This is a genomic window from Variovorax sp. H27-G14 (genome assembly GCF_046156345.1).
Taxonomy (GTDB): Bacteria; Pseudomonadota; Gammaproteobacteria; order Burkholderiales; family Burkholderiaceae_C; genus Variovorax.
Map to the genome: position 1 here is coordinate 23692 of NZ_JAYLVN010000017.1, position 16406 is coordinate 40097.

The window sequence follows — 16406 nt, forward strand, 5'->3', positions numbered from 1 at the left end:
GGCGCCGCGCTTGCACCGCTGCCTACGATTTTTTGCAAGCGCAGCGCTTGTGCAGGCCGTCTTCCGGGCCGCGAGCCGCGCCCTCCCCCGGAGCCCACGATGAAATTCGAAAACCACCCTGAAGGCGTGGACGACGCCCGCGCACGCGTGACACGCCGCGCCGTGTTCCAGTCCGGCGTTGCGCTCGTCGGTGCCAATGCCACGCTGGGTGCCGCAGCGCAGGCAGCGCCTATCGCGCAGAACGCGCAGAACACCACGCCCGCTGAAACGGCCACCCCGGCACAGCCCGAACCAGCGCCGTACCGCATGCAGATCGAGCTGCAAATCAACGGCAAGCCCCAGCGCCTGGAAGTCGACACCCGCACCACCCTGCTGGACGCGCTGCGCGAAAACCTGCGCCTGACCGGCACCAAGAAAGGCTGCGACCACGGCCAGTGCGGCGCGTGCACCGTGCTCATCGAAGGCCGCCGCACCAATGCGTGCCTCACGCTGGCGGTGATGCACGACGGCCAGTCGGTCACCACCATCGAAGGCATGGCGCAAGGCGACACGCTGCACCCGCTGCAGCAGGCCTTTGTGACGCACGACGGTTTTCAGTGCGGCTACTGCACGCCGGGGCAGATCTGCTCGGCCGCCGGCATGCTGGCGGAGGCCCGCGCGGGCATGCCCAGCCACGTGACGCGCGACCTCACGGCCACCGTGTCGCTGAGCGACGAAGAAATACGCGAACGCATGAGCGGCAACCTCTGTCGATGCAGCGCGTACCCCAACATTGTGGCGGCCATCAAGGAAGTGTCGGAAGTGTCGGACGTGTCGGGGGTGCGCTCATGAAGGCCTTCAGCTATGAACGCGCGGCCTCGCCCGAAGCCGCCGCGGCGGCTGCGGCGCGCCCCGGCGCACGCCTGATCGCGGGCGGCACCAACCTGCTCGACCTGATGAAGCTGCAGGTCGAAACGCCGGTGCACCTGGTGGACATCAACCGCCTGGGCCTGGACACCATAGAGCCCACCGCGCAGGGCGGCCTGCGCATCGGAGCCATGGTGCGCAATGCCGACTTGGCGGCGGACCCGCGCGTGCGCAAAGACTACGCGGTGCTCAGCCGCGCACTGCTGGCCGGTGCCTCCGGCCAGTTGCGCAACAAGGCCACCACCGGCGGCAACCTGCTGCAGCGCACCCGCTGCTACTACTTCTACGACACCGCGCGCGCCTGCAACAAGCGCGCGCCCGGCACGGGCTGCTCCGCGCTGCAGGGCTACAACCGCATGCATGCGGTGGTGGGCACCAGCGACCAGTGCATCGCCACGCACCCGTCGGACATGGCGGTGGCCATGCGCGTGCTCGACGCCACGGTGGAAACCGTGTTGCCCAGCGGCATGCGCCGCGTGATTCCCATTGCCGACTTTCACCGCCTGCCGGGCCAGACGCCGCAGACCGACACCGACCTGCAGCCGGGCGAGCTCATCACATCGGTCACGCTGCCGGCGCCGGTGCCGGGCCAGCACGTGTACCGCAAGGTCCGCGACCGTGCGTCGTATGCGTTCGCGCTGGTGTCCGTCGCGGCCATCGTGGATGCGGTGGGCGGGCGCATTCGCACCGCGCGCATGGCCTTCGGCGGGCTGGCGCACAAGCCGTGGCGCGTGGAGGCGGCCGAAGCACGCCTGGCCGACACCGTGCTCGACGACGCGGCGATCGACGCTGCCGCCGACACCGTGCTGCAAGGCGCGCGCGGCCATGGCCACAACGACTTCAAGCTCCCGCTGGTGCGCCGCACCCTGCAGGCCACCATCACCGAAGCCGCGCGTGCAGTACGTGCAGTGCGCCCGGCCTGACCCCGGCCGAAAGGAAACGACACCATGGAAATGAACGCTCCCTCGGCCCGCAACCCGATCGACGAGAACCGCGGCGGCCTCATCGGCAAGCCCATCGACCGCGTGGACGGCCGCCTGAAGGTGACCGGCCAGGCGCCCTATGCCTACGAGGTGCAGGAGGCACCTGGCAAGCCGGCCTACGGCTTCATCGTGGAGGCCACCATCGCCCACGGGCGGGTGGCCGACATCGACGCCTCGGCGGCAGAGAAGACGCCCGGCGTGCTGCTGGTCATGACGCACCGCAACGCGCCCCGCCAAGGCACCTGGGGCCCGCTGGAGGCGAAGGACCGCTTTGCGCGCGCATCGCCTCAACTGGCGAACGACCGGGTGCGCTACTACGGAGAGGCCGTGGCCTTTGTGGTGGCCGAAAGCTTCGAAGTGGCACGCGCCGCCGCCAGGCTGGTGCGCGTGCGCTACGAGGCCGAGCCCGGTGAATTCGACATGGCCGCAGCGCAAGCCAAGGCCGAGACCCCGAAGGACGACGAGCAGCAAAAGGCCGACAGCCGCATCGGCGACTTCGACACCGCCTTTGCCAAGGCGCCGGTGCAGCTGGACGCCACCTACACCACGCCCACCCACATTCACGCGCAGATGGAGCCGCATGCCACGCTGGCCTGGTGGAGCGGCGACAAGCTCACGGTGCACTGTGCGGCCCAGTTGCTCGAAAGCGCGCAGAACGCGGTGGCCAACACGCTGCAGATTGCGCCGTCGAAGGTGCGCATCGTGAGCCGCTATATCGGCGGCGGCTTCGGCGGCAAACTGCCCATCTACGGCGACGTGATGCTGTCGGCCATGGCCGCACGGCAGTTGAAGCGGCCGGTGAAGACGGCGCTCACGCGCCAGCAGATGTTTCACTTCACCACGCACCGCAGCCAGACCGTGCAGCGCGTGCGGCTGGGTGCAACGGCCGACGGCAAGCTCACCGCCATAGGGCATGACGCGCTGTCGCACAGCGCGCGCTTCGACAACTTCTATGAAACCGCCAGCGCGCAAACGCGCACGCTGTATGCCGCGCCCAACCGCCTCACCACGCACCGGGTGGTGAAGCTCGACCTGCCGATTTCGGACTCGACCCGCGCGCCCGGCGAAGCAGTCGGCATGCTGGCGCTCGAGCAGGCGATGGACGAGCTGGCCGAAAAACTCAAGCTCGACCCCATAGAGCTGCGCCGGCGCAACGAGCCGGCCATGGACCCGGAGAAGAACATTCCGTTTTCCACCCGGCAGCTGCTGCGCTGCATGAACGAAGGTGCCGAGCGCTTCGGCTGGAACCGACGCAATGCGGCGCCCGGCTCGGTGCGCGAGGGGCGCTGGCAGATCGGCCTGGGCTTTGCGGCGGCCATTCGCAACAACCTGCTGATGGACGCCAAGTGCGCGGTGTCGCTCGACCGCCAGGGCGTGCTCACGGCGCGCATGTCGATGACCGACATCGGCACCGGCAGCTACACCGTGTTCACGCAGATTGCGGCGGAGACGATGGGTCTGCCCATCGAGCAGGTGCGCATCGAACTGGGCGACAGCGACTTTCCCGAAACGCCCGGCTCCGGCGGTTCATGGGGCGCTGCCAGCGCGGGCTCTGCATTGTTCGACGCCTGCACCAACCTGCGCGAGCAGGTGGCGCGGCGCCTGAACGCCAAGCCGACCGACGTGGTGTTTGCCGGCGGGCGCGCCACCGCGGGCAACCGGTCTGACACGCTGGGTGCGTTGGCCGGCACGCTGGGCCTTCGCGCGGAGGGGCAGATCAAGAAGGGCGACATGGCGAAGAAATTTTCGCAGCAGGGCTATGGCGCGCACTTTGCCGAAGTGGCGGTCGACACCGACACCGGTGAGATTCGCGTGCGCCGCATGCTGGGCGTGTTTGCCGCGGGCCGCATTCTGAACATGAAGACCGCCACCAGCCAGGCGACGGGCGCCATGATCTGGGGCGTGGGCTCAGCCCTGTTCGAAGACGCGGTGGTCGACACCCGCTTCGGCAGCTTCACCAACCACGACCTGGGCGAATACCACGTGCCCTCGCATGCCGACATTCCGGCAGTGGAGGCGGTGTTCATCGACGAAGTGGACGACAAGGCCAACCCGCTGAAGATCAAAGGCGTGGGCGAGCTGGGCATCTGCGGCGCGGGCGCGGCGGTGGCCAACGCGGTCTACAACGCGACGGGGGTGCGCATTCGCGATTACCCGCTCACGCTGGACAAGGTGCTGGGGCTGCAGGCCAGGCAGGGCTGAACATTTTTCGGAGGCAAAAAAGAACCCGGCGCCAAGCCGGGTTCAAGCCTCGTTGCAGTCATGCGCCGAGGCCCTCGCAAAAGGAAGAGGAACAGCTACGAGGAACGGGGGTCCGTCGTCATTCAAATTAGCGGGGCGTGAGGGCGCACCGGCAAGGGCAATGCCGACTCCGCCGGACAGACAAGACCTACGAAGGCTCGATGACGACTCTTTGAACACGCGCATGTCGGCGCCGGACGACACGCCCGCGGGTTGTGTGTCCTCAAGAGCAGGCCGTGCATGGCTTTACGGTGAAGTCTTCAACCGCAGATCAACACCAACCTCAACCCTCTGGAGCACACACACATGACGACCACCACCACCGACCAAGGCAAGCTCTGGGAGCTGATCAAGGACACCCGTTTCGGCATGCTCACCCATCGCCATGACGACGGCCAGCTGCACAGCCACCCGCTGACCACGCAGAACAAGGACGGTGACGACGTGGGCACGCTGTATTTCTTCGTTCCGAAGAACGGCGACATCGCACGCCATGTGGTGTCCGACCCCGTCGTGAACATCGCCTATGCCAATACCGATGCTGACAGCTACGTGTCGGTGTCGGGCCGCGCCGCGCTGCTCGAAGACCAGGCCAAGAAGGAAGCCCTGTTCACCAAGATGGCACAGGCCTGGTTCCCCAACGGCCCGACCGACCCCAACCTGGGCCTGCTGGCCGTGACCGTGCTCGGCGCCGAGTACTGGGACGTGGAAGACAGCAAGATGGTGCAGCTCTACAAGATGGCCAAGGCCGCCATCACCGGTGAGACGCCGAAGGACTTGGGTGAGCACAAGAAGGTCGCGATCTGAGTGCAGGGCCGTCGACGATGACGCAGGCGAACAACGCTGCACCCTCCCCCAAGGCCGCTGACAAAAGCAACTCCCCTACCCCCACCCGCCACCGCTGGCAGTTCGTGCGCGCGGGCGGCACCGACCAGGTGGTGTTTCGCTCCGGCGAAGACATCGCCCGCATCGGCGAGCTCGACCAGAAGCTGTGGGTGGCGCTCGCCTGTCCCACGCGCGGCATCGACTTCGATGCGCGCACTCTCGACCTGATCGACGCCGACCACGACGGGCGGGTGCGCCCCCCCGAAGTGGTGGCAGCTTGCGAGTGGGTGTGCGCGCGGCTGCGCAACCCCGACGTGCTGCTGCAGGGCAGCGACGTGCTCACGCTCGATGAGCTGGACGACAGCAACCCCGCAGGCGCACGCCTGCGCGAAGAGGCGCATCGCCTGCTGCAGATTCAGGGCAAGCCCGACGCCAGCACACTCACGCTGGCCGACATTGCAGACCGTGGAGAGCTGCTGGCCGCCATGCGCTTCAACGGCGACGGCGTCGTCACGCCCGAGACGGCGCAGGACGACGCTCTGCGCGCCACCATCGAAGAGGTGATCCGCACCCACGGCAGCGTGCCCGACCGGCACAAGGCCACGCCCGGTATAGACCGTGCGCGCGCCGAAGCCTTCTTTGCCGAAGTGCAGACCGCGCGCGACTGGCATGTGCAGGCCGACGCAGGCAACGCCGTGCTGATGCCGCTGGGCGACCCCACGCTGGCGGCGGCCGATGCGGCCAACAAGGTGCAGGGCAAGCTCGACGACTTCTTTGCGCGCTGCCGCGTGGCCGCCTTCGACGTGCAGGCCGTGGCGGCGCTCAACCCTTCGCCCAAGGCGTATGACGAACTGGGCGCCACACGGCTCGACCTGCAGGCCCAGCCCATTGCCGACCTGCCGCTGGCCCCGGTCACGCCCCGCTGCGTGCTGCCGCTGCAAGGCACCAGCCTGAACCCTGCATGGGCCGAGGCCATTGGCACTTTCACCGAGCGCACCGTGTCGCCGCTGCTGGGCGAGCGCGACGAACTGGCCGAGGCCGACTGGCTGGCCATCAAGGCCAAGCTCGTACCGCTGCAGGCGCTGATGGCCAAGCGCCCCGACAACTGGGCCGCCGCGTTGCCGCTGGACAGGCTGAGCGAGCTGCTGCAAACGCGCGAGCCGCTGCTGGCGCTCATCCAGGAAGACGAGGCGGCCGAAGAACACAACGCGCTGCTGGTCGACCTGGAAAAGCTCATTCGGCTGCAGCGCGACCTGGTGGTGCTGCTGAACAACTTCGTGTCGTTCAAGGCCTTCTACCGGCGCGAGGGCGCCATCTTTCAGGCCGGCACGCTGTACCTGGACGGGCGCAGCTGCGAGCTCACCGTGCAGGTGCAGGACACGGCCCGGCACGCGGTGCTGGCCGGCCTGGCCAAGACCTGCCTGGCCTACTGCGACTGCACGCGCCAGGGCGCGAAGATGAGCATCGTGGCGGCCTTTACCGCAGGCGACATCGACTTTCTGTTCGTCGGGCGCAACGGCGTGTTCTACGACCGCCAGGGCCGCGACTGGGACGCCACCATCACCAAGCTGATCGAGAACCCGACCAGCGTGGCGCAGGCCTTCTTTGCGCCGTACAAGAAGTTTGTGCGCGTCATCGAGGAGCAGGTGGCCAAGCGCGCCGCGGCGCAGGACGCGGTGGGCCAGGTCGGGCTGAGCAGCCTTGCGAGCCGGCTGACCACGGCGGACCAGGCCGGTGCCGGTGCAGCCTCTTCAGTTGCTGCCGCCAAGGTGCCCACCGCCGTGCCCCGCCCCGCGGGCCGGGTGGACGTGGGCACGGTGGCCGCCATTGGCGTGGCGCTGGGCAGCATCAGCGCGGTGCTGGTGGCCATCTTCGGCAAGTTCGTCGACCTGGGGCAGTGGATACCGGTGGCGTTGCTGGGCATCGTGCTGGCCATCTCGGGGCCGAGCATGCTGATTGCGTGGCTCAAGCTGCGCCAGCGCAGCCTGGGGCCGATATTGGACGCGAGCGGCTGGGCCATCAACGGGCGCATGAAGGTCAATGTGCGCCTGGGCGGCATGCTGTCGCAGACCGCGCATGTGCCGGTCGGCGCAAGGCGCATTGCGAGCGACCCGTACCGCGACCGGCACGGGGCCACGGGCATGGCGGCAGCAGCCGTGCTGGTGCTGGCCATGGCGGTGCTGGCCTGGCGCATGGACTGGCTCGACGAGCGGCTGCCCGTGGCGCTGCAGCATGGGCCGACGGCTGCAGCAGGAGTGGTGCAGTTGCGGCACGGGTGAAAGAGATGAGGAGCCGGGGTTCGAACAGCGGATCTCGGCATCTCTTCCGACAGAGGCGGCGCGCGTGGGCAACTATATTTTTCAGGGTCGGTTTCACACCTCCGTTCCTCCCCTGTCACTCGCCTGCTACCCCTGCGCATGAACTCCTTTCGCTCGGCATCCCTCCTGAGGCCCTTCGTTGCACGGTCGCACCGCACCCACCCGATGCCCCGCGCCGGAACACCGGCCGACGCCGTCGCCCATTCGGAACGCCATCACGGCGGCTGGGAAATTCATTACCGGCTGGAGCCTGCCCGCGAAAAGTTCGCGGGCAGCGCGCACATCCACTGCGATGGCGAGCCCCACTGCGAACTGTCGATCTTCGAGCCGCAGGCCAACGCGCTGGCCTCGATCGACCTGTTGCGCGAGCAGTGCCTGGCTTGGATAGAGCGCCGCGCTGAAGGCGCCGAGGCACGCTCGCTTTCGGCGGGCTGAGGTTGCTTGCAGAGGGCCGGTAAGGCTGTATCGAGGCCTGTTGAAAGCCCGCTGGAGGCCTGTTGAATGCCCGCCGGAAGCCATTCCCGCGTGTGAAGGCCAAACCCGGGGGACAATGCCAGATGACTTCTTCCTCCCCCGCCCCCCTTTCCCCGGACCAATTCGCCGTGCTGCGCGCGGTGGCCCGCATGGACCTGTCGCTCGGCATCGTCATTGGCCAGAGCCTCGGCCGGCCGGTTTCAGACGACCTGGCCGCACTGCGGCTCCAGGGCTACGTTCGCGAAGTTTCCAGCCCGCGGCACGACGGCACGCCCAGCCATCTGCACACGATCACGGCCAAGGGGCGCGAGGCGCTGCAAGGGCATGAAGAGCAGCCGGTGGTCCCCACCGCACCCACCCCCACGCTGGGCCCGCGCCCTCCGCTGCGCCGCGAAACCTACACCGGCAGCGAGATGCGCCCCAACACCGCACGCGCGGGCTCGATGGACGCGCTGAAGTACCCCAGCCGCGTCGGCAACGAGCTGCGCTACCGCGAAGACGGCGCGCCGCCCGCCGGCAAGGACGCGCCGCCGCGCCGCAAGAGCTGAGCCGGGGCCGGGGGCTGGGGCGGGGGCTGGGGTCTCTTCAAGCGGACGGACAATAGCGTCCAAACAGCCTGGAGAAAACCTTGCCCACCGTCACCGTCACCATCAGCCCCCAAGTTTCCGTCGGCAACGACAGCCCCTTCGTTCTCTTCGGCGGGGTCAACGTGCTGGAGTCCCGCGACCTGGCCCTGCGCAGTGCCGAAGAGTACGTGCGCGTTACGCAGAAGCTGGGCATTCCCTATGTGTTCAAGGGCAGCTTCGACAAGGCCAACCGCTCGTCCATTCACTCGTACCGCGGCCCCGGCCTGGACGAGGGCTTGAAGATCCTGCAGGCCGTGAAAGACACCTTCGGCGTGCCCGTGCTCACCGACGTGCACGAGATCGCCCAGGCAGCCCCCGTGGCCGAAGTGGTCGACGTGCTGCAGTTGCCCGCCTTCCTGGCGCGCCAGACCGACCTGGTGGTGGCGCTGGCCAAGACGGGCCGCGTCATCAACATCAAGAAGCCGCAGTTTCTGAGCCCCTCGCAGATGCTCAACATCGTCGAGAAGTTCAAGGAAGCGGGCAACGACAAGCTCATCCTCTGCGACCGCGGCACCTGCTTCGGCTACGACAACCTGGTGGTCGACATGCTGGGCTTCGGCGTGATGAAGAAGATCACGCAAGACCTGCCGGTCATCTTCGACGTGACGCATGCGCTGCAGCAGCGCGAGTCTGGCGCCGCCGCCTCGGGTGGCCGGCGCGAGCAGGTGGCCGACCTGGCACGCGCCGGCATGGCGGTGGGCCTGGCCGGCCTGTTTCTGGAGGCGCACCCCGACCCGGCGCAAGCCAAGTGCGACGGCCCCAGCGCCCTGCCGCTGGACAAGCTGGGGCCCTTCCTCACGCAGCTGAAGGCGCTGGACGACCTGGTCAAGGCGTTCCCCGCACTGAAGATCTGAGCGCGCCCCGGGCGCCGGCCCTTAAATAAATAAGGGCTTGGTACTAAACATCCGCCTGCACCTTCCGATAAACCATTCAGGCACCTGAACCGCACACCCGTTGGTCAATGCCCCAGGCCCGCCGTCATGGCGCGAATGATCAAAAAGAAAAGGTGCAGGACATGGACAGGCAAGCTTCACTGCTCGGACACGACTTCTCCCAGTGGTCGCAGCTGACCGAGCGCTACGCACAAGAGGTGGAAGGCCTGCGCCGCCACGAGCCCGGCGCGTCCATGCGGCTCATGCGCATCGCCCACGCCATGAAGCACCAGCACGACCCGCTGCGGGCAGGCATGCCCGACTCCGAACACATGGCGCTGCCGGCCCACCTGGTGCCCCCGCGGCCGCGCGGCCCCACTTGGCGCGGTCGGGTGCGCAAGACCTTGTTCAAGCTGCGGGCGCATTTCAGCGCCCGTGGCACGCAGGACGGCCACCGAGGGCCGGAAGGCGCCGCGCCGCCGATGGCTTGAAACAACGCAGGGCACGGCGCGCAGGCTGAGCGCCGGTCGCGAGCTGCGGGCGGAAGGCCGACTTTCCGGGGAACAGTCACGCAAACCGTGCATACTCGCGCGCCCCCAGAATTTCAAAATACGCCAAAGGACCTCATGTCAGGACACGGTTTTCACGTGCACGGCCCGCACGATCACGAGCTCGAACATGCCGCTTCCGGCGGGCACGACGGCCACGGCGCCCATGGCGCCGACGATGCAAACGGCGCCAAGGACGGCGGCATGAGCATGACCAGCAAGATTGCCGTGTGCACCGCCGTCATTGCCACGGTGGGCGCCATCTTTTCGTACATGGGCGGGGCCACGCAGGCCAACGCGGGGCTCTACAAGAACAACGCCGCCATCAAGAAGACCGAGGCGTCGAACCAGTGGAATTACTTTCAGTCGAAAAGCACCAAGCAGGCGCTGGCTGAATTTGCACGCGACACCGCTACCGACGACACCCGCCGCCAGGGCTGGCAGGTGAAGGTGGCGCGCTACGAGCAGGAAAAAACCGACATTCAAGCCGCCGCCAAGAAGCTGGAGGACGACTCCAACCGCTGGGACGCGCAGTCTGAAGAGCAAATGCACCAGCACCACCGCTGGGCACAGGCCACCACCGTGCTGCAGGTGTCGATTGCGCTGGCCGCCATGGCGCTGCTCACCAAGAAGAAGTGGCTGGAGCGCGGCATGTTCGGCGTTGCCGTGGCCGGGCTGGCCATCGGCGTGCTGGCGGCGTTCCACATCTAGCGCCTTCACTCAAGGTCACCCAAGGGCGCAAAGGGCGCCAAGCGCGCCAGGGGGCGCGGCGGCTGCTACTTCTTGGGCACCGAGTCCGCGTCTTCCGGCCACTGCTGCGGCACGCGGCGCAGGTTGTCGACCGAGTAGCCCAGCGTTTTCAGCTGCGTGACAGCGGCCTGGTAGAGCGGCTCGGAGATGGTCGGCGTGCGCGCCATGATCCAGGCGTAGTCGCGGTCGCTGCGCCCGACGATGGTGAGCTGGTAGTCGCGGTCGATGTCCACGATCACGTACTCCGCCTTGATTGGCCAGACAAACTGCATGCCCCACACCGCATTGCTGGTGCCCGGCACCACGGTGCCGGTGGGGTTCATCGTTTTCAGCGGGCCGTCGAAGCCGCCTTCGCGGTAGCGAAAGCGCGTGTCGATGCTGCCGTCGGGCTTCAGGCTGTACGACTCCACCGCGTTGAACGCATTGCGCTCGGGCCGCGTGGGAATGTTGCCGATGACATACCAGTCGCCCATGAAGCGCTGCAGGTCGACCTGCTTCACAGGCGGAATGGTCGGCGGCGACACCGCGCAGCCGGTCATCAGGAGTGCGGCGGCAACGCCCAGCGCCATGTGCAGCGGCGGGCTCGAGAGAAGGGTTCGCATGAGTCTGGGCATGGTGTGTGGGCTCCGATGTGTGACACCGCACCCTAGCGCGCGGCCCTGCCCTGCCGCGTCGGACGGCATGCCTTCCATCGGGCGCTGAAGGCTTCACAGCGAACTGCGGTGGGCAAACAGGGTGCCTCGGGCATTCGCCGCAGTGGTATTTCGCCGCAGTGGTATTTCGCCGCAAACGTACTACTGTGAAATGAGCCGTGGCAGGTCGCCGCGGCGCATGCGCGAAGGAGGTGTCGTCATGAGACAGTTTCTTGCCGGTTGCATCCTGGCCGGCCTTCAATGCCTGTCGCCGGCCACGGCGAGCGCGCAAACAGCGCTGACCATCACCACCTTGGCCGAGAAGAAAGTGGCCGACCTGCCGCCCGGCCCTCTGTTCTGGCGCATCGACAACTTTGCCGCGCGCGAACAGGCGCAGGCCGCCGCGGGCCCATGGGCGCTGGTCGCCGAGGCGGCGGGCAAGGTGTGGCTCTTCACGCTCGGGCCGGCGGGCGGTGCATCGGCCGGGGGCCGCAGGGTCGCAGAAGTAGGCCCCGTTCCACGGATCGACGCGCCCCAGTACCTGCTGCGCATCAACGAGGCCAGCGGGCCGCCCGGCAGCGCCACGCCCGTGCACATGCACCCCGGCTCGGAGGCGTTCTTCGTGCTGGCCGGCGAGCAGAGCATTCGCGGTGCGCACGGCATGATGCGGATCGGGCCCGGGCAGCCCGAAGCCGGTCATGGCGCCGGCATGGCCATGCAGGTGTCGAGCAGCGGCACGACCGAGCTGCATGCGCTGGTGATGTTCGTGGTGGACGCCACGCAGCCGTTTTCGTCGCCCGCGACGCTGCCGTAGGTCCAAGCCCTGTAGGACCGCAACGCCCGCAGGGGCACAATCGCGGCCTCTCTACAGCCGCACCAAGGTCCACCCATGCCCGCAAGCCAGCGCATCGTGCAAGTCAGCCTTTTTCTGGTGGCCGCCATCGCCTTGTTCGGCGGCACCGTGCAACTGCTGACGGGGCAGCCGGAGACCACGCCCCGGCTGGACAACGTGCACCGGTTCATGGGCGGCGTGTACCTGTCGCTGGGGGTCATCAGCCTGTGGGCGGGCGCCACCGTTCGGCAGCAGGGAACGCTGGTGTATCTGCTCGCCTTCGCGGTGCTGATGGCGGCTGTCGGGCGGCTCCTGTCGATGAGCAAGGTCGGGCTGCCAGAGCCGCACGGCGTGTGGCTGGCCTACCTGGCCTCGGAGCTGGTGTTTCCCGTCGTCATTGCTGCAGCGCACTGGGCCACGCAGCGGCACTTGCCCGGAAAAATCTATCGCGACGTCGCTGGCGCCGACGCGCCACTTGAATTCGCAGAAGACAAAGAAAGGCAACGCGCCCCATGAATGCCGCTTCAGCAACACCCGAACACTCGAACGACCCGCGCATCGGTGCATGCGTCTACCTGTTGCACGGATTGCTCCAACGCCTGGAGCTGCAACAGCCTGGCCTGCTTGCCGGCATGACCGAAGGGGCACTGCAAGACCGCGCGGGCATGAACCCGCAAAGCTCGCCGTCCGCGGCCCACGGCTGCGAGATTGCCGACGAGGCGGTGCGCATGCTGCGGCTCATGAGCGACCAGCTGAAGCTGGCCGAGCCCATTGCCACGGCCGGCTCTGAACGAGGTCGATGATGGAAACGCCGAACATCCGCGCTGCAATCGATCGGCATTGGGCTGCGTCCGCGGCGGGCGACCAGGTGACCGAGCACGAGATCTATCACGACGATGCCGTGTGCAGCTACCCGCAGTCGGGCGAAGTCATTCGTGGCCGGCACAACCTGCAAGCGCTGCGCAGCCACCACCCCGGCAAGCCTTCGGGGTTTGCGGTGCGGCGCATCGTTGGTGAGGGCGGTGTATGGGTCAGCGAATACGTGATCGACTACGCGGGCAAGAGCGCCTTCACCGTGAGCATCATGGAGTTCAGAGATGGCAAGGTCATGCGCGAGACGCAGTACTTTGCCGATTCATTCGAGGCGCCCGCGTGGCGCGGGCAGTGGGTTGAGCGGGAAGCGTGATCGGCCGCTGCGGAGTGAGCAGTTGAGGATAAAGAGGCCCGTAAAGCACGCACCACGTACGCATTGAAGCAGTGCCATCTGCGCCGGCGGCACCTCGTCAAACCGTGGCAAGAAATGACGAAGCCAGACATTGAAGATTGATCTACATGATTCCCAAAATGCAGCAGCTTGAACAACATTTGCTGGACGGCGATTTGGTCTCAATCTACCGCACAGGGATCGACGACCACCAAATTCAAGGCTTCGTTTTGGCTGCGTCGCCGGCCCTGGTTTTGCTCCAGTATGTGTACGACTTCCGACTGGACGGCTTGATGGCTCTCAGAATCGAAGACATCACGCAGATCGAGGTGACCGCCACAGATCGACTTCAGAAGCAGCTGATCACCGATGAAGGCTTGGCGCATCAAAGCCCTTTGACTGAGCAATTCAACGCGGTGAGTTGGCGAGAACTTATCAGTTCACTCAGTCCGGCGAATTCACTGATGATTCTCGAATGCGAAGCCGGCGAGTTCAACGATTTTGTCATCGGAAAAATTTGTCAGATCAATGGCGAATCGCTCCAGATTCGGACCTTCAGCGGCACCGGAGAATGGGCGGATGTCACCACCGAACTGCACTACGAAGACATCACCTGTTGTCAGGTGGGGACCAACTACGCGAACGTCTATCAACGCTACTTCGAGCGCCTCGCGAGCAACCAGAATTGATGGGTTGGCCTGGTGCACTGTGACCCTGAGTGCTTTTCGCACGACACGAGAGCGGCGCGTTCAGTGTTGCAGGACCAGAGCACGATGCTCGCGGGCCGCACGCCAAAGATCGCCATCGCGGTGATCGCATGCCGCAAGACCTGTGTGAGAAACCGATGTCTTTATTGTCTTCAATGAAATACCTCTCCGAACGCGGCATTACCGTGCGTGAGATGTCGCCGAGCCGATACTCGCTCCATGTTGAGGGCAAGCGCCATTCAATTTTGGAAGAGGGTCTCGAAGGCTTTTCCTTCAGATGCTGGGAATCCCCTCCCGGGCCGGGCAAGAGCGATTTCCACATCGCGTTCAGGGCGCTTGATGACGCGCTGCTGGCCGCGTGGTATTTCTACTTCGGACAACCTGTGGTGGTGGGTGAATGGCACGTATCCATGCACCAGCATCCGAACTGGTCCTTGGGCAAACTGGCATATTGCATCGCCAACGCTTCCCATGTCACCGACAGGCAGTTTGAGACAACGGCAGAATTGCGACGAGACAATTCAGCGCATGGTCGGCTACTTTCAGATGATCGATACGCGAGAGCATTGCGATCGCAATTCATCGCTTGCCCGTCAGCCTCGGCAAGCTTGCACACGCTGATGTTGCGACGCGACTTGGAAGAAGCTTACGTTGTGAATGACCAGCAATAGCGAGGTAGGCACATACCGCGCGGCGTAGGGCCAAGGAGGCCCACTCATGAATAGCAGGTCTCAGACCTGGAGTTCGACGCGGCGAAGCGAAGCAAGCGGCTCCGTTTCCAGCTGCCCGGCTGAACGACCGCTTTGAAGAATGCCGAATGGGCGCAATGAAGCGCTTGGCATCCTCTGCAAAAGGTCGAATGAAATGCAGAGATAGATGCAGGCCGGTGAGATCGAACTGCTGCCCATCGGGCCCATCGGGCCCATCGCGACCACTTGAAAGCCTCAAGCCCCTCGATGCAGCCCGCTGAAACAGCCCACTGATGCAGCAGCCCGATGCCTCAGCCGTTCATTGTTTCAAGACCTCTTGAAACAGCGTCTGCGTTTGCTTTAGCAGCGTGGCCGCCAGCCACATCACGTTGTTCAGGTGGTGGGGGTCTGCGCCTTGCAGCACGAGGCCTTCGTCGCCGTGGCAGCAACACAGCAGCGAGTGCAGTTGCTCCAGGTTGTTCTCGATGATGTCGGCCGCGCTCAGCTCGGGGTCTGCGGGGACCGCGGGGGCGGCCGGGGCGGCGGTGGGGGGAGGAACCGGCGGATTGGGCGGGCTCATAATTCGATCAGCCATTGGGGTGCTCCTTTTTGAGGTGTTGCACTTCACTTGGTCAGACGGTCGAGGTGTTCCACCACCTCGGCTGTCGCCTTTTTCGCCTCACGTTCGCGCCGATGCGCCATGCATCGAACAGCCCGCCGTGAGGCCATGCGGTGGGGTCTTCTTCTGGTGCTTCCTCCTTGACCGGTAGTCGGGTCTTTCAGTGACAGGGCATTCACTGTAGGCAAGACGGGCGCGGCGTGGAAATTAAATATGCCCAGAAATTCTCGAATTGCTCGGTTCATTTGAGGCGCGCGAGGCGGGGCAACAAAGCTCTGACTTTCGTTTCTTGAAACGTACTGTTTGCGCTTCGTCCAGCGGATACACAGGCATACGGAATGCGTGCTGCGGCGGGGTCATGCAAAGAAGAATCGGGCCACACGTTCACACCCGAGTGAACGAATGCCGCCCTCTTCTCGTGAAGGACCTCTCATGCGCTTTCGCTCCCCTGCCCTTGCCTTTGCCGCGACCATCGCGGCTTGCGCGACGGCTCTTACGTTGTCGTTCGCTGCCTCGCCTGGGGGTGGCGACATTCCGACGTCGGACGCACAGGCCGCACCGGAGTTTCAGAACATCGACACCTGGCTCAACTCGCCACCGTTGAAGCTCGATCAACTGCGCGGCAAGGTGGTGCTGGTCGACTTCTGGACCTACACCTGCATCAACTGCCTGAACCACTTGCCGTACGTGAAGGACTGGAACGAGAAGTACGGGGACAAGGGCCTGGTGGTGGTGGGTGTGCACACGCCGGAGTTCGCGTACGAGAAGTCGACCAAGAACGTGAAGGACGCCATCGAGCGCCTGCAGATCAAGCATGCGGTGGCGCAGGACAACAGCTACGGCACGTGGAAGGCGTTCAAGAACCAGTACTGGCCGGCCGTGTACCTGATCGACAAGCAGGGAAAGATCGTCTACTCGCACTTTGGCGAGGGCAGCTATGGCACTACCGAGAAGAAGATTCAGGCGCTGCTTGCGGAGCCTGCGCCTTCTTTGTCTGATGGGTCTTAGGTGGCGTTTGCTGTTCGGGGCGCTTGCTGTTCAGGGCGCTCGCTGTTCAGGGCGACGCCCACGCCGACGGGGTACCTTGCTCCGCGAATGTCCCCCGGCCTGCGGCCTCCTCCTTTATTTCGCTGCGCAAGGCACCCCATCGACGTGAGCGTTCTCAGAGCACTGGTTGATC

At 65.7% G+C, this 16406-nt stretch carries 19 protein-coding genes; 17 read left to right on the forward strand and 2 right to left on the reverse strand.

Going from position 1 to position 16406, the window contains the following annotated elements; translation table 11 throughout:
• The first annotated feature begins 99 nt into the window (after positions 1–99).
• From VLK31_RS28005 to VLK31_RS28050, 10 genes are all read left to right on the forward strand, one after another.
• Positions 100–831: a 2Fe-2S iron-sulfur cluster-binding protein gene (locus VLK31_RS28005; RefSeq protein ID WP_409171750.1), complete on the forward strand. Its 732-nt coding sequence runs from the start codon at positions 100–102 to the stop codon at positions 829–831.
• Positions 828–1829 (forward strand): FAD binding domain-containing protein, encoded by a 1002-nt coding sequence (locus VLK31_RS28010; RefSeq protein WP_409171751.1) that lies wholly within the window; start codon positions 828–830, stop codon positions 1827–1829. The genes VLK31_RS28005 and VLK31_RS28010 overlap by 4 nt, the downstream gene beginning before the upstream one ends.
• Positions 1830–1853: 24 nt before the next feature.
• The gene (locus VLK31_RS28015) at positions 1854–4091 is read left to right on the forward strand and encodes a molybdopterin cofactor-binding domain-containing protein (protein ID WP_409171752.1); all 2238 of its coding nucleotides are present in this window, start codon (positions 1854–1856) and stop codon (positions 4089–4091) included.
• 345 nt (positions 4092–4436) lie between these two features.
• Positions 4437–4937 (forward strand): pyridoxamine 5'-phosphate oxidase family protein, encoded by a 501-nt coding sequence (locus VLK31_RS28020; RefSeq protein ID WP_409171753.1) that lies wholly within the window; start codon positions 4437–4439, stop codon positions 4935–4937.
• 17 nt (positions 4938–4954) lie between these two features.
• Positions 4955–7234 (forward strand): hypothetical protein, encoded by a 2280-nt coding sequence (locus tag VLK31_RS28025; RefSeq protein ID WP_409171754.1) that lies wholly within the window; start codon positions 4955–4957, stop codon positions 7232–7234.
• Positions 7235–7438: 204 nt separating this feature from the next.
• Positions 7439–7708, forward strand: a complete 270-nt coding sequence (locus VLK31_RS28030; RefSeq protein WP_409171755.1) for a hypothetical protein — start codon at positions 7439–7441, stop codon at positions 7706–7708.
• A 122-nt stretch (positions 7709–7830) separates the two neighbouring features.
• Positions 7831–8295 carry a hypothetical protein gene (locus tag VLK31_RS28035; RefSeq protein ID WP_409171756.1) on the forward strand — a complete coding sequence of 155 codons (465 nt, stop codon included), beginning with the start codon at positions 7831–7833 and terminating at the stop codon, positions 8293–8295.
• Between the two features lie 80 nt (positions 8296–8375).
• Positions 8376–9227: a 3-deoxy-8-phosphooctulonate synthase gene (kdsA, locus tag VLK31_RS28040; protein WP_409171757.1), complete on the forward strand. Its 852-nt coding sequence runs from the start codon at positions 8376–8378 to the stop codon at positions 9225–9227.
• 161 nt (positions 9228–9388) lie between these two features.
• Entirely contained in the window at positions 9389–9736 is a 348-nt protein-coding gene (locus VLK31_RS28045) for a hypothetical protein (RefSeq protein WP_409171758.1), read from the forward strand.
• A 135-nt stretch (positions 9737–9871) separates the two neighbouring features.
• Positions 9872–10504 (forward strand): DUF4337 domain-containing protein, encoded by a 633-nt coding sequence (locus tag VLK31_RS28050; RefSeq protein ID WP_409171759.1) that lies wholly within the window; start codon positions 9872–9874, stop codon positions 10502–10504.
• A 65-nt stretch (positions 10505–10569) separates the two neighbouring features.
• On the opposite strand, the gene VLK31_RS28055 is transcribed toward VLK31_RS28050, so the two are convergent.
• Positions 10570–11145, reverse strand: coding sequence for a lipocalin family protein (locus VLK31_RS28055; protein ID WP_409171760.1), 576 nt, complete (start codon positions 11143–11145; stop codon positions 10570–10572).
• A 250-nt stretch (positions 11146–11395) separates the two neighbouring features.
• Here VLK31_RS28055 and VLK31_RS28060 point away from each other — a divergent pair, with 250 nt between their 5' ends.
• The 6 genes from VLK31_RS28060 to VLK31_RS28085 all read left to right on the forward strand — a co-directional run bounded on the left by VLK31_RS28060 (position 11396) and on the right by VLK31_RS28085 (position 14589).
• The gene (locus tag VLK31_RS28060) at positions 11396–11989 is read left to right on the forward strand and encodes a hypothetical protein (protein ID WP_409171761.1); all 594 of its coding nucleotides are present in this window, start codon (positions 11396–11398) and stop codon (positions 11987–11989) included.
• A 75-nt stretch (positions 11990–12064) separates the two neighbouring features.
• A complete protein-coding gene (locus tag VLK31_RS28065; protein WP_409171762.1) occupies positions 12065–12523 on the forward strand; it encodes a DUF4345 domain-containing protein in 459 nt (152 codons plus the stop codon).
• Positions 12520–12810 (forward strand): hypothetical protein, encoded by a 291-nt coding sequence (locus VLK31_RS28070; RefSeq protein ID WP_409171763.1) that lies wholly within the window; start codon positions 12520–12522, stop codon positions 12808–12810. The genes VLK31_RS28065 and VLK31_RS28070 overlap by 4 nt, the downstream gene beginning before the upstream one ends.
• Positions 12810–13193: a nuclear transport factor 2 family protein gene (locus VLK31_RS28075; protein WP_409171764.1), complete on the forward strand. Its 384-nt coding sequence runs from the start codon at positions 12810–12812 to the stop codon at positions 13191–13193. The genes VLK31_RS28070 and VLK31_RS28075 overlap by 1 nt, the downstream gene beginning before the upstream one ends.
• A gap of 137 nt (positions 13194–13330) precedes the next feature.
• Positions 13331–13900, forward strand: coding sequence for a hypothetical protein (locus VLK31_RS28080; protein WP_409171765.1), 570 nt, complete (start codon positions 13331–13333; stop codon positions 13898–13900).
• A gap of 128 nt (positions 13901–14028) precedes the next feature.
• On the forward strand, positions 14029–14589 hold the full coding sequence (locus VLK31_RS28085; RefSeq protein WP_409171766.1) for a hypothetical protein: 561 nt from the start codon (positions 14029–14031) through the stop codon (positions 14587–14589).
• A 337-nt stretch (positions 14590–14926) separates the two neighbouring features.
• Here VLK31_RS28085 and VLK31_RS28090 read toward each other — a convergent pair whose 3' ends face one another.
• Positions 14927–15202 carry a hypothetical protein gene (locus VLK31_RS28090; RefSeq protein WP_409171767.1) on the reverse strand — a complete coding sequence of 92 codons (276 nt, stop codon included), beginning with the start codon at positions 15200–15202 and terminating at the stop codon, positions 14927–14929.
• 456 nt (positions 15203–15658) lie between these two features.
• Here VLK31_RS28090 and VLK31_RS28095 point away from each other — a divergent pair, with 456 nt between their 5' ends.
• Positions 15659–16234 carry a thioredoxin family protein gene (locus VLK31_RS28095; protein ID WP_409171768.1) on the forward strand — a complete coding sequence of 192 codons (576 nt, stop codon included), beginning with the start codon at positions 15659–15661 and terminating at the stop codon, positions 16232–16234.
• Positions 16235–16406 lie beyond the last annotated feature (172 nt).

Bases quoted from the DNA above. Each gene is read 5' to 3' on its own strand.
- VLK31_RS28005 (WP_409171750.1), top strand. From the start codon at position 100: ATGAAATTCGAAAACCACCCTGAAGGCGTGGACGACGCCCGCGCACGC.
- VLK31_RS28010 (WP_409171751.1), top strand. From the start codon at position 828: ATGAAGGCCTTCAGCTATGAACGCGCGGCCTCGCCCGAAGCCGCCGCG.
- VLK31_RS28015 (WP_409171752.1), top strand. From the start codon at position 1,854: ATGGAAATGAACGCTCCCTCGGCCCGCAACCCGATCGACGAGAACCGC.
- VLK31_RS28020 (WP_409171753.1), top strand. From the start codon at position 4,437: ATGACGACCACCACCACCGACCAAGGCAAGCTCTGGGAGCTGATCAAG.
- VLK31_RS28025 (WP_409171754.1), top strand. From the start codon at position 4,955: ATGACGCAGGCGAACAACGCTGCACCCTCCCCCAAGGCCGCTGACAAA.
- VLK31_RS28030 (WP_409171755.1), top strand. From the start codon at position 7,439: ATGCCCCGCGCCGGAACACCGGCCGACGCCGTCGCCCATTCGGAACGC.
- VLK31_RS28035 (WP_409171756.1), top strand. From the start codon at position 7,831: ATGACTTCTTCCTCCCCCGCCCCCCTTTCCCCGGACCAATTCGCCGTG.
- VLK31_RS28045 (WP_409171758.1), top strand. From the start codon at position 9,389: ATGGACAGGCAAGCTTCACTGCTCGGACACGACTTCTCCCAGTGGTCG.
- VLK31_RS28050 (WP_409171759.1), top strand. From the start codon at position 9,872: ATGTCAGGACACGGTTTTCACGTGCACGGCCCGCACGATCACGAGCTC.
- VLK31_RS28055 (WP_409171760.1), bottom strand. From the start codon at position 11,145: ATGCGAACCCTTCTCTCGAGCCCGCCGCTGCACATGGCGCTGGGCGTT.
- VLK31_RS28060 (WP_409171761.1), top strand. From the start codon at position 11,396: ATGAGACAGTTTCTTGCCGGTTGCATCCTGGCCGGCCTTCAATGCCTG.
- VLK31_RS28065 (WP_409171762.1), top strand. From the start codon at position 12,065: ATGCCCGCAAGCCAGCGCATCGTGCAAGTCAGCCTTTTTCTGGTGGCC.
- VLK31_RS28070 (WP_409171763.1), top strand. From the start codon at position 12,520: ATGAATGCCGCTTCAGCAACACCCGAACACTCGAACGACCCGCGCATC.
- VLK31_RS28075 (WP_409171764.1), top strand. From the start codon at position 12,810: ATGGAAACGCCGAACATCCGCGCTGCAATCGATCGGCATTGGGCTGCG.
- VLK31_RS28085 (WP_409171766.1), top strand. From the start codon at position 14,029: ATGCCGCAAGACCTGTGTGAGAAACCGATGTCTTTATTGTCTTCAATG.
- VLK31_RS28090 (WP_409171767.1), bottom strand. From the start codon at position 15,202: ATGGCTGATCGAATTATGAGCCCGCCCAATCCGCCGGTTCCTCCCCCC.
- VLK31_RS28095 (WP_409171768.1), top strand. From the start codon at position 15,659: ATGCGCTTTCGCTCCCCTGCCCTTGCCTTTGCCGCGACCATCGCGGCT.